Raw genomic sequence first — 12730 nt, forward strand, 5'->3', positions numbered from 1 at the left:
CATACGGAAGGGCAGGTAACAAATGATTGCAATGGAAAACCTCAACTGCTACTAAATGCCTATTCCGATCGTTTTGACTTGTTTTCTTACAATTATCCATATTTAGCAATTGTTTTTTTATTGAATTTTATTGTATTTACAAGGTTTTTTTTCACAGTATTACGGCTAAATTGCCTATAAAAATGCAGATAGATCAAGAAATGTATAAGTGTTGACGTTGGGTACAAGTACCTATATTATAAAGCGATGGGGGGCGGTAGCTGTGGTTGGAAAGAAGATTGGGATTGTATCGATCATGTTAATCGCTGTTATTGCGATTGCTATCGGTTTATATAGCTATTCAAGGTCGAATCATGCGAATCCGTCCGGCAAATCCGATAAACCGAGCGAACTGCAATTCATTAGCAAGACGGATGCCTCCGCATTTTATGTGTTGAAAGATAATGAATGGAAAAAAACCTTTATAAAGGGAGTTAATCTCGGGGCGGGCAAGCCCGGTGCCTTTCCGGGCGAGGTAGCGATTACCTACGATGAGTATTATCGCTGGTTCGGTTATATCTCCGAAATGAACGCCAACGTAATTCGAGTATATACGACGCAAAGGCCGCAATTTTACAATGCGTTGTACGACTTCAATAAGCAAGCGCAGCATGAGGGCAAGCAGCCGATCTATGTTATTCACGGCGTGTGGGTGAACGAGAGCGACATCATGACCATCGACGATGCTTACGGAAGCAAAGATAAGATCTTGAATGACGTCGTCCAGAGCGGCAAGGACATCGTCGATATTATTCACGGCCAGCATTACTTGCCGGTACATAAAGGTTACGCGGATGGCACCTATACGTCGGACGTCTCCCCGTACGTCATCGGATGGATACTCGGGATCGAGTGGGATCCTTCTTTTGTCGTCGGAACTAACGAGAATAACCCGGCTCGCAATCATTACGACGGACAATATTTATACACGGACGGAGCTTCACCTTTCGAGACATTTCTTGCCGAGCTTGGAGATAAGATTATCGGTTATGAGACGTCGAAGTACAACATGCAACGTCCGGTTGCGTTCTCCAATTGGGTAACGACCGATCCGTTGAAGCATCCGAACGAGCCCTACCAGAACGAAGATCTCGTGGAAGTGAACGTAGAGCACGTGAAGCGACACGAAGCCTTCAAGCCGGGCATGTTCGCCTCGTATCACGTATATCCGTACTACCCGGATTCCTTCAGCTATCAGACGGACTATATACAGTTCAAAGGTCCAGATGGCAAGCCGGATCCTTATCTCGCCTACTTGGAGGATATTAAGAAGGTTCACTCGATGCCAATCGTCGTGTCCGAGTTCGGTATTCCGGCATCCCGCGGGAAGGCGCACGAGAATCGAATCACCGGCTTTAACCAAGGGTTTATTGACGAGGCAACGCAAGGCGACATGCTGATGCACATGATGAACGATATTCACTCGGCTAATCTGGCCGGCGGACTCGTCTTCTCGTGGCAAGACGAATGGTTCAAGCGTACGTGGAATAACAACGACCTGGATTTGCCTGATTCCCGTCCGTACTGGTCCAACGTACAGACGAACGAACAGCATTTCGGACTTCTGGCGTTCGATCCGGGACAATCCCAAAGCATCAGATACGTGGACGGTCAGGTCGACGACTGGAGCAACGACAAGCCTCTATATTCAAAGGACGGTATGAATTTGTATGTAACGAGCGATGAAGCTTACGTGTATCTAAGAATCGATGCCGCTTCGTACGATTTCGATCGCGATACGCTGATCCTACCGATCGATACGATCGGCGGACAAGGGAATGACGGGTATTCCGATTATGGCGTCGCGTTCGGCAGTCCGGCCGATTTCGTGCTGAAGATCCACGGACGGAACGATTCACGTCTGTTAGTCGACGCGTATTACGACAATTATTACTTCCGCTACGCGATTCAGAATAGCTTCCTTGAGAAGAAGGAAGCTTACCAGCAGAAGAACTCGGGTATCTATAACCCCATTAAGCTCGCGTTAAACAAGCCGTTTAAAGTGCCCAATACCGATCAAGCGATTGCCTTCACGGGTTACGAGACCGGCTTGCTTCATTATGGCATCGCCAATCCGAGCAGCCCGCAATTCGACTCGCTGAGCGACTTCTATTATGACAAAGGGCAATTGGAAATCCGAATCCCGTGGCAATTGCTCAACGTGATGGACCCCTCGAAGAAGATCATTATCGACGATATGCAAGCGCGAGGCATAATCTCACCGCTTAAAGTGGACGAATTCAAATTCGGCGTCGAACGGCTGAAGGACGGCAAGCCGTCCGTGACCGGGCCCGTGGCAATGACCGCTTATCGTTGGCCCGAGTGGGACGTTCCGACCGCGCATGAGAGACTGAAGCCTTCCTACTACATTCTGCAGCAAGGGTTCTCGAACCTCGATGCGGGCAATGGAGCACAACCGAATGAGTAAGCGAACAATCAAAATTCGTTATGTCATTCTGGCATTCGCGATACTCGTAATCGTTACGCCTTTTGCATGGTGGAAAATCGCCGTTCATCGCCAGCTAGACATTGTCGTCGTCAATAAAACTTTTCCGACCCGGGTGAACGCCTCCGGACAAGTGGAGAAGCTCGATTACAGCAAGCAACGAGGACTTTATTGGTTGCTTAATGAAATGGGGATCACGAATTCGGAGACGAAGAAGAAGTATAACGTTAACCGTGATTATTATGGAAACTTCCTTGAGAACGGCCGACTCGTTAATAAACCGTTGCGACGGTTGACTCACGTGCCCGACGTCATCTACCTCTCCGACATGTACGGTACGGGGAATGCGCGAGTCGATAGCATCGTTCCTCCCGGCGTATCGGGGTTGACGAAAGAAGAAGTCGGTATCATCTCGTCCAGCTATGCGAGAGGGACGACGGTGATCGGCGAATACAATATCGCGGGAGATCCGACAAAGCCGAACGTGACGAAGGAATTGGAAGAAATCTTCGGCGTGCGCTATTCGGGCATGGCGGGCAAATTTTTCTCCGATTTATCCTCGACGGCCGACGTGCCGAACTGGATTCGCGCGATCTACGAGCAGCAATACGGGAAGAAGTGGAGCTTGACCGGCGCGGGAATCGTCATCGCGGGTAATAACCGTATCGTTGTTCTGCAACAAGGGACGGGATTTAATGGGACATCTATACGGATTAGTATGACCGACGCCAATGCGGATAAGTACAATACCCATTCGGTCGATTATTACAACTGGTTCGAGATCGTGCAGCCTGTAGATCAGCAGTCCGTCATCGCATGGTATGACCTCGATCTGACGGAGGAGGGGGCAGCCCAGCTCAAGCCGTTCGGACTTAACGGACGCTTTCCGGCGATCATCGACAATCGGGCCAGCGGCAAGCATGCCTATTACATGGCGGGCGATTTTACGGATTACAGAGGCCCCAATAAGATTAAGCAGTTCATTGGAGCAACGACGGTCTATCGCTACTTCAGTATCGAAAGCGAAGGCGACCTTTCATATTTTTATTGGCTTTTCTACGTGCCGTTCATGACCGAGGTGCTGAAGGACGTGAAGCCGATAGATTCCTCGGTGCAATTCGATCCCGAGCTCGCAGTCGCGAATGACGGTACCAAGCTCGTATCGAAGGCGAAGGACGGCAAGTTTTCCGTCTATCGGAACGGCTCGTGGAACGAATGGGTCGTCAAGGGCGTAAATATCGGCTCGTCGATGCCCGGCGATACGAGCGGCGCGTTACCCGACGATCCCGCCATGTACGGGGAGTGGCTAGAGAAGATAGCCGCAATGCACGCGAACACCATTCGAGTATATAAGTTGATGCCGGCCGAATTTTACCGTGCGTTAGATAACTATAATTTCAGCCATCCTGATCGCAGACTGTACTTGCTGCAGAATATCGCGCCCGAACAAGCTCCGGAAAACGGGCCGTATACCGATTCGGATTATGCCGGGGCTTTCGAGCGGACGATCGACCATACGATCGACGCCATGCACGGGAACTTGGAGACGGTGTTGGCGGACGGACAATCAACGGCGTATTGGAGCGATGTGTCAGCCTATGTATTAGGTTATCTCATCGATCCCGAATGGACTCCCGAAGCCGTTGCGGCGACGGATTCGAGCAATGCCAAGGCGACATACGCGGGCGAATACGTCTCTACTGTCGCCAACGCGACTCGCACCGAGGCGTGGTTGGCCGCCTTGGCCGATCGCGTCTACCGGGTCGAACAAACGCACTACGGCATGCAGCACCCGACGTCGATCGTGAGCGGTCCCGAGCTGGAGCGGTCCTATCATGAGCTGTTCGATCCTGTGGGTACGCAGACAGGCGCGACAATCGATCTGAAGCATCTGGAGCTGGGTGATCGGGCCATGAGCGGGCTATTCGAGGCTTACAACGTATTTCCGGATCAGCGAGGCTTCGGCTTCGCGCCGGGGGATGAGGGGATCTCTGCCTCCACGTTCGCCGGATTCAAGAAATATGTTAACGCGTTGCTGCAAGCTCCAAATAAATATCCGATTCTCATTAGCGAATTCGGAATTCCGACGATTAACGGCTTGTCGGAGAAAGTGCAGGGCGAGGGTCTAGCGTCGCTGATCTCCATCATTAACGATAGCGGCGCAATGGGCGGTCTCATCTATGAGTGGGCCGACGAATGGGGGAAAACGTCCGCCTATACGTCCGCTTTCGCTAATCCCGCCGATCGCGCGTCGTTATGGCATAACGTCGTCGATCCGGCTCAAAATTACGGGATCGTATCGCTGGAGTCTAAGCAACCTGAACAATTCTCCATGACGCTGCAGGGCCACGCCCCGCTTGACTCGCTCGCGCTCTCCGTGGACGAATCGTATTTGTATTTGAGAGCGAAATTCAGCGCCATGCCCGATCTGAGTCGCAAAGACATCTTGCTGTACCTGGATACGATCGATCGGAAGAACGGGGAATACATGCTCGCGCCCGACGTGAACGAGAACTGGTCGGGGGCGGAGTTCAGCGTCCGGGTTCATGATGCTAATGCTGCCGAATTACTCGTCATTCCAAGCTACAATACGGGCAAAGGCTCCTATTATACGCGCGTCTCTAAGGCGGGCATCTACGAGAAAATGATCAAAGAGTTGACTCCCGCTTATGTCACGAGATCAGGGGACCGAGTGAACGCCGTACACGAAGACGCGTCTTCTTTGATCTCGGGTCCATATATGGACAACGGCAATAGCTTCAACGTGGAGGGAGACGTCTTGAAAGTCCGAATTCCGTGGTCCCGGTTGAACTTCACGGATCCATCGAGTTTGCTCGTTATTAACGACGAGAAGAGCAAGGGAAAGATTGCGCCAGGGAACGTTGTTGCCGTGAGATTAACGGATGGAATCGTTGCTTCTCTGGTCGTCATGGATCAAGGGACATCGCACGTGGATTATCATTTTCCGGAGAGCATAAACTCGCCGGGCTATAAAACTTTCGCATGGAATGCTTGGGATGTGCCGCAATTCGAGCAACGCATGAAATCGAGCTACGACATCATCGGGAACGCATACGCAGCGGAATAGAAATCGGAGGGACCTATGGCAATTGACGGTAGTTTATTGTTGATCGTGTCGGCGGGTTTGCTGTTTTCGTTCTTCCTCGCGATCGTATGCACGTGGCTCTACTCCTATATTCGCATGCGCTCGGTCCGGACAATCAACCGGGAGTTAGAAGGCATCTTGGCGCTCGTATTAAGAAAGGAAGAAGGACGTCTAGGCATCCCGAAGCTGCGGCGATACGTGAAGAACAGCTTTGTTAAACAAGAATTGCTAATGCAAATGCTGATCCGGCTCGGAGACGAATACTTGGTTGACCATCAAGACAGAATGGCGTCCGTCATAGAACAGTCCGGCATTCAAACGTTGCTGATCAAGCTGCTCTCGACAAAAAATCCGCACAAACAATCGCTCGCATGCCGATTTGCGGGAGATCTGAGAGTGCACGGCGTCCAAACCTACATCTACCCTCTCATGCAAAGCAGCAACAACGATGTTGTCTACAACGCACTGCTCGCGTTGGCCAAGATGGCTGATCTGCAAGGGCTGTCGGAAAGCCTTCGCGCGAATTCCGGCCAATTCGGATTATCGTTCAGAGCCATCGTAGAAATCGTAAGGGCGTTCAGAGGCTCGCTCGAGGAGTTAGTGAGGGAAACGATCGAATATAGCGACGATTACATCAAAGGCATCTTGATCAAAGCAGCTGCGGACAATAAGTGCCAAGGTCTGATCGACTATTACATTCGGTACTTGAGCAGCAATAACAAGAACTTGAGAATCGCGTGCATACGGGCGATCTCGGAGCTTGAGGATACCGCTAACGAGTCCTACGTAGCCGACATGCTCGAAGACGCGGAGTGGGAGGTTCGGGCAGCAGCGGCCAAGAGCTTAGAGAAGATCGGTACGGAGAACAGCTGCGCCAGTCTAGGCAAAGCGGTTCAAGATAAGGAATGGTGGGTTAGACAGAACGCCGCAAGCGCGCTTATAACCATTCCCGGCGGAATAGAGATCGCGAACCGAATCATCGATGGCGACGATAAATTCGCAAGGGACGCGTTGCTCGGCGTGATGTCCGTATCGCCTTAACCAAGATAGGAGGGGCGCGAATGTATTACTTTTGGAAATTCATCTTATTTTTCAGCGAATTTTGCATGCTCTATACGATTGCTATCAACGTGTTCTATAACGGCCAAATGCTGTTGTCCGTCGTCGATCTGTTCGGTTACTTGAGGAAGATGAAGTCGTCGGACTATAAAAGATACGTGGATTCCAAAAACATGATTCCTATTTCCATTATCGTGCCGGCGTATAACGAAGAGAAGACGATCGTCGATAACATTAAGTCTTTGCTCGGATTGAACTATTACGAATACGAGATCATCGTCGTGAACGACGGTTCCAAGGATTCGACGCGGGATCTAATTATTAGAGAGTTCGATCTCGTTAAAGTCAATCAGCCCGTCAAGAGAAGCCTTCAGACGAACGAAATTACGGGAATCTACCGCAACGAGCAGTACGAGCGGTTAATCTTGGTCGACAAAGAGAACGGGGGCAAGGCGGACGCCTTGAACGCGGGTATCAACGTGTCGTCTTACCCGATCTTCGCTTGCATCGATGCGGATTCGATATTGGAGAACGAAGCCTTAATCAAGCTGACGATGCTGTTCGTCGAAAATCCGGAGACGGTGGCGGTAGGCGGAATCGTCAGGCTGGCCAACGGCTCGGACATTCGGGACGGCAAGCTGATCGATATGCGAATCCCTAAGAGCAAAGTGGCGGGGTTTCAAATCATCGAATATTTGCGGGCGTTTCTAACGGGACGCACGAGCCTTAGCCGGTTGAACTCCGTTCTGATTATTTCGGGTGCGTTCGGCGCGTTCAATAAGAACGCAGTCATCGAGTGCGGTGGATACAAGGTTAACAGCATCGGCGAGGACATGGATATTATCATGAAGCTGCATCGAAAATTCAGGGACGACAAACGAAAATACAAAATTAAATTTTTGGCGGATCCTATCTGCTGGACCCAAGCCCCGGAAACGCTCAAGGACTTGCGCGTGCAACGCAGGCGCTGGCAGATCGGGTTGTTCGACAACCTGGTTTCCTATCGGAAAATGCTGCTCAATCCAAAGTACGGCACGGTTGGTATGTTGTCGATTCCGTATTATTGGGTGTTCGAATTGTTCGGTCCCGTCGTCGAGTTTCTAGGCTATATCTTCATTCCCCTGGCCTACTTGTTCGGGTTGCTCGCGTTCAAGAGCTTCCTTGTTTATTTCGTTGTCGCGTTCTTGCTGGGTACGACCTTGTCGCTCGGGAGTATTTTGCTCGAACAAATGTCGTTCCGCAAATATACGTCGTTCGGGGATATTATGCGTCTAGTCCTATTCGCGTTGCTGGAAAATTTGGGGTATCGACAGATCACCATACTGTTCCGGATAGAGGGTATCTTCAAGTATAGAAGAGGCCGCCATGCCTGGGGTTCGATTAAGCGCCAGCAATTCACGCCGGGTCAGTCAAGTAACATGAACTAACATAAGATCGCCATTCGCGCGACTTTTCTTCTTGCGTATTCGTACTTGGGATAGATACGTTTGAAGGAGAGAGTAGAATGAAAAGGTCACAATATTTCGCAATAGGGGCAGCCTTAGCGCTAACGCTAATGACGGGGTGCGGTTCTAAGGACGCGAACCAATCGGGCGGGAGCGCGAACGCGGCGGCAACCCAGGAGCAACAGCAGCAGCAGGCGCAGGGCGGCAATTCCGGGGTGAATCGCGCACCCGTCGACTTGTTCGGCAAAGTGAAAAGTATAGACGGCAACACGATCAGCGTGTATAAGTCTTCGTTCACGCCCGGCGGCGGGGGCCAGGGACAAGGCGGTGCGAACCGGACGAGGCAGCGCCCTTCAGGCGACGGTCAGCAGCAGGCGAATTCCGGCGATCAGCCGCAAGGCGACGCGCAGCCGCCATCCGGCGGCAACTTCGGCGGCGGTCGCGGTCAAATGAATATGGACAACCTGTTCACGGATGAAGTCGTCGAAGTTACGGTGACCGACGGCACGAAGATACTCAAACGGGAGTTCGTCGACAATCAGATGCAGGAAACCGAGCTTACGCTTGCCGACTTGAAGGCGGACGACATTCTTAGCATCGACTTAAAGGACGGCACGCAGGAAGCCGAGACGATTACGCTGGGCATGGGCGGATTCGGGGGCGGAGGTTTTGGCGGCGGAGGCTTCGGAAGAGGCGGACAGCGCGGACAAGGCCAACAACAAGACCCTGGTCAGCAACAAGATCAGGGGCAGCAACAGGATCAAGGTCAGACGCAGGATCAAAGCCAGACGCAGGATCAAGGCCAGACGCAGGATCAAGATCAATCGCAAGGTCAACAGATGTAACGGCAACATAAGCTCAACGAAAAGACTCCTTACGCCCTTCATCGCGGGCGGAGGAGTCTTTTTAGGAACGATAACGAATGATTATTTCATGACCGCGAGCACGTTCATCACGCTGCCGTAGAGATTATAGTCGGCTGCCGAGGCGTTGTTCTGGAACCGATCGTACAAAATCTCGATCGTCTTGTCCGTCGGGATCGCGGATGCGACTTTAATATAGAAGTCGTCTCCGGATGCGAAGCCTTGATCGATCAACGTCTGCAATTGGCTTTCGCTCGAAGCGTAGAGACCTTGTTTAACATAATAGTCGTAGGAGTCCTTCGTGCTCTTATAAGATGGGATTTGACTGTCGATCTCGAAGGAATCGTCGAACGTATAGTTGCTTGCGACGAGATTGTCGCTCGAGTTGTACGTGACGTAAGGGATATCGGAATCGTTGTTCGTCGCGTCCACGTGGAACCACATGCCGTCGAGCTTAACCATGTTCCAGGCATGCGACACGGAGCCGAGTTAACCCGTCATAACGACGGAAGGCAAGCCCGCCGCGTCGGCCAGCAGCTTGAACGCTTCCGCGTAGCTTTGGCAAACGCCGAGTCCGTTAATGAGAATGCCGTAGGCGTTTGCAAACGTAAGGAGCTTTGGCCAAGTCGCTTAGACGTCAAGAATAGGCTATAATTATTCCATTCGTTTCCTCGAAGGGGAGAAGATACCTTTGTATTCGCGCCAAAAATCGATTCTCAAGAGCGTTCTCGTTCTGTTCGTCCTATATGCCGTCGCGATGGCGGTCTTCGCCTGGTACACGTCGCCCAATAACGTGCCGAGCGCGTATCAAGGAACGGCTGCCGATCCGGCGACGTTTTTTACGCCCGGGCAGCTTCACGATAGCCAGACGTTAAACGCGGCTCGCGTTTGGATTTTCTTCATGAGCGCTCCTTGGGAGTGGCTCATCTATGTTCTGTTGCTAGCAGGCGGTCTCTCGCGCTATTGGCGGGATGCGCTAGAGCGGCGCGGGTTGCCGATTTATATTCGTTTTCCGCTATTCGTGTTGCTCGTTCAGGGCGCGTCTTTCTTGCTGTACATGCCGTTACGAATTATCGGGTATTCGCTGTCGAGAAGCTATGGCATAACGACGCAGCCGGTGTCCGGATGGATTCGCGATAAGCTGGTCGACTTCGGCATCGGTTACGTCATTATGCTAGCGGTGTCCGCGGTCGCGTTCTGGATCATTTCGCGCGGGGGGCGTTGGTGGCTTAAGCTGTGGCTGCTTTCGATCCCTTTTACCGTGTTCATGATGTACGTCCAGCCGGTTATCATCGACCCGCTCTATAACGACTACTATCGCTTGAAGGATCCGGTGCTGGAAAAGCATATTCTCGACTTGGCTAAGCGGGCGGACATTCCGGCGGATCGCGTGTACGAGGTCGACATGTCGACGAAGACGAACGCGCTTAACGCTTACGTGACCGGGCTCGGCTCGTCGCTTCGGATCGTGCTGTGGGATACGACGCTGAAGAAGTTGGACGAGAAAGAAATTTTGCTGATCATGGCGCACGAAATGGGTCATTACGTGAAGCACCATCTAGAGTGGAGCGCGGTAGGCGCGGTGGGCGGTTCGTTCGTCTTGCTCAGCGTCGGCGGATGGTTATATGCCCGCATCGCGCGTAGACGGGGTGCGGGATGGGGGATTCGGGGGCCGTCCGATATGGCGGCGTTGCCGCTGGCTCTCTTGCTCATGTCGGTGATCTCGTTCGCCTCGTTGCCGGTCTCGAACGCGATTTCGCGTAACGCGGAATCGGCGGCCGATGCTTATGCGTTGAAGCTGATCGGGAGCGCGGAAGGTTCTGTAACGATGGATCAGACGATGGCGATCGTATCGCTAAGCGACATGAATCCTCCTCTCCTCGTCAAATGGTTCAGAAGCACGCATCCGAGCGACATGGAACGAATCGTCAAAGCATTGGAGTTCGAAAAGCAGCATGAGCAATAAGGATATCGAGTTATATTTGCCCGCGGGAGTCGCGACGTCGCCGTTATTCATGGAACGGCTGCGTCAAGCGTTGCATAGCGGCTTGGAGACGGCGATCGGATCCGTTCGATCCTCGCTGCTGTTTCCTTACGGCGACCGGGAGCGTTCGTTGTTAGGGCAGTTGAGGGAAGTCGGCCGAGACATACGGCTAAAAGACGGCTGGCTCGACGGGTCGCTGGGCGGCAACCGATTACTCGCGATGATCGACGACAAACGCCGGACGGAGAGCGGCGCATCCCGCCCGCGCACGATAATCGTCGGACATAGCGCCGGAGGCGTGGCGGCGGTGCATGCGGCGCGGCTGCTGCATGTTCGCGAAGGTGGTTCGCCGCCGCTCGTCGTCATGGTCGGCTCTCCGCGATGCCGCATTCCCGAGGAGCTGCGCGATACGGTGCTCTATGTGTACGCGGCGCGAACGTCGTCGCCGGGCGCGCGCTGGATGACGGTCAGGCTGAGCGATCCAATCACTCGCCTCGGCTCGTTCGGCGGCTGGCAAATCGGGCGGTGGCGGTTGCCCTCGTGGCGGATGGACAAGCATGCGCCGGCGCATGCCAGCGGGCTGCGCATTATCGGGGGACATGCGGATTATTTTCGGGATCAGCCGCCGTTCGTGAACGCGCTCGGACTATCTAACCTTACGCTGACTGTCGACGTTGTGATGAGATGGTTGCGGGAGCGTTTGTGAGCGATATTTTGCCGGAGGGACTGGCGTTACTTGGCAGGGGACGGTAAACTTGAAGATGTATGAGCAATTGTCATTCATTGGAGGGAATTATCGTGTTAATCGGAGCGGTAGAAGCGGGCGGAACGAAGTTCGTCTGCGGGATCGGCAATGAAGCGGGAGAAGTGCTGGATCGGGTAAGCTTTCCGACGGAACAACCGGAGAAGACGCTAGGGCGAGTCATCGACTATTTCCGCGACAAGAACGTGTCGGCAATCGGAATCGGCTCGTTCGGTCCTATTAATATAGACGTGAACAGCCCGGAATACGGCTACGTCACGACGACCCCTAAGCCGGGTTGGGGTAACTACCCCGTATTGCCGGAGTTGAAGCGGGCGTTCGACGTACCGTTCGGCTGGGATACGGACGTGAACGCGGCGGCTCTCGGAGAAGCGACTTGGGGCGTGGCCAAAGGCTTGGATAGCTGCTTGTACTATACGATCGGCACCGGCGTCGGAGTCGGCGTTTATATCGAAGATAAATTAACGCACGGACTCGTCCATCCGGAGGGCGGCCATGTGCTGACGCGGCATTATCCGGGAGAAACGTTCGCCGGCGTCTGCCCATATCACGGCGATTGCCTGGAGGGAGTCGCCGCGGGTCCCGCGATCGAGGCCCGTTGGGGCGTCAAAGCCAGCGAGCTGCCGGCCGACCATCAAGCCTGGGAGATCGAAGCGTTCTACATCGGACAAGCGATCGCTTCGGCTGTGCTACTCGTATCGCCGAAACGCGTCATTCTCGGTGGCGGCGTCATGCACCAGATGCAGCTGTTCCCGCTCATTCGCGAGCAAGTGCGCCGCAACTTGAACGGCTACGTCAGCGCGTCGGCGCTCGCGGAAGGCATCGATCAGTACATTGTTCCTCCGGGACTCGGCGACAACGCTGGACTGTGCGGCTCGTTGGCGCTCGGACTGCGTGCTTTACGGGGGTGACTCTTTATAGGAAACGCACGCCCGCGGGCGTGCGTTTTTTGTGTTTATGCGTGCCCAGAGGCACGCATCTTCTAGCCGGTGAAAGTCCGGTCGCGGGAGGGGCCAAGCCCCCGC

General features: G+C 53.3%; 9 protein-coding genes. 8 read left to right on the forward strand and 1 reads right to left on the reverse strand.

Annotation, left to right across the window (positions count from 1 at the left end):
- The first annotated feature begins 262 nt into the window (after window positions 1–262).
- The 5 genes from ACFPQ4_RS24630 (at window position 263) to ACFPQ4_RS24650 (ending at window position 8940) form a co-directional block, all read left to right on the forward strand.
- Window positions 263–2467, forward strand: coding sequence for a family 2 glycosyl transferase (locus tag ACFPQ4_RS24630; protein WP_378114606.1), 2205 nt, complete (start codon window positions 263–265; stop codon window positions 2465–2467).
- The gene (locus tag ACFPQ4_RS24635; RefSeq protein WP_378114607.1) at window positions 2460–5573 is read left to right on the forward strand and encodes a hypothetical protein; all 3114 of its coding nucleotides are present in this window, start codon (window positions 2460–2462) and stop codon (window positions 5571–5573) included. The genes ACFPQ4_RS24630 and ACFPQ4_RS24635 overlap by 8 nt, the downstream gene beginning before the upstream one ends.
- A gap of 15 nt (window positions 5574–5588) precedes the next feature.
- Window positions 5589–6632 carry a HEAT repeat domain-containing protein gene (locus tag ACFPQ4_RS24640; protein ID WP_378114608.1) on the forward strand — a complete coding sequence of 348 codons (1044 nt, stop codon included), beginning with the start codon at window positions 5589–5591 and terminating at the stop codon, window positions 6630–6632.
- Window positions 6633–6652: 20 nt separating this feature from the next.
- Window positions 6653–8077: a glycosyltransferase family 2 protein gene (locus ACFPQ4_RS24645; RefSeq protein WP_378114609.1), complete on the forward strand. Its 1425-nt coding sequence runs from the start codon at window positions 6653–6655 to the stop codon at window positions 8075–8077.
- 77 nt (window positions 8078–8154) lie between these two features.
- Window positions 8155–8940, forward strand: a complete 786-nt coding sequence (locus ACFPQ4_RS24650) for a hypothetical protein (protein WP_378114610.1) — start codon at window positions 8155–8157, stop codon at window positions 8938–8940.
- A gap of 81 nt (window positions 8941–9021) precedes the next feature.
- Here the strand turns inward: ACFPQ4_RS24650 and ACFPQ4_RS24655 are convergent, their stop codons facing one another.
- Complete coding sequence (locus tag ACFPQ4_RS24655; protein WP_378114611.1) at window positions 9022–9438, reverse strand: hypothetical protein; 417 nt, start codon at window positions 9436–9438, stop codon at window positions 9022–9024.
- A 211-nt stretch (window positions 9439–9649) separates the two neighbouring features.
- Here ACFPQ4_RS24655 and ACFPQ4_RS24660 point away from each other — a divergent pair, with 211 nt between their 5' ends.
- The 3 genes from ACFPQ4_RS24660 to ACFPQ4_RS24670 all read left to right on the forward strand — a co-directional run bounded on the left by ACFPQ4_RS24660 (window position 9650) and on the right by ACFPQ4_RS24670 (window position 12616).
- Window positions 9650–10924 (forward strand): M48 family metallopeptidase, encoded by a 1275-nt coding sequence (locus ACFPQ4_RS24660; RefSeq protein WP_378114612.1) that lies wholly within the window; start codon window positions 9650–9652, stop codon window positions 10922–10924.
- Window positions 10914–11648, forward strand: coding sequence for a hypothetical protein (locus tag ACFPQ4_RS24665; protein ID WP_378114613.1), 735 nt, complete (start codon window positions 10914–10916; stop codon window positions 11646–11648). Before ACFPQ4_RS24660 ends, ACFPQ4_RS24665 begins: the two co-directional genes overlap by 11 nt.
- Window positions 11649–11740: 92 nt before the next feature.
- Window positions 11741–12616, forward strand: coding sequence for an ROK family protein (locus ACFPQ4_RS24670; protein WP_378114614.1), 876 nt, complete (start codon window positions 11741–11743; stop codon window positions 12614–12616).
- Window positions 12617–12730 lie beyond the last annotated feature (114 nt).

It is taken from the genome of Cohnella yongneupensis, assembly GCF_042655785.1.
Classification (GTDB): Bacteria; Bacillota; Bacilli; order Paenibacillales; family Paenibacillaceae; genus Cohnella; species Cohnella yongneupensis.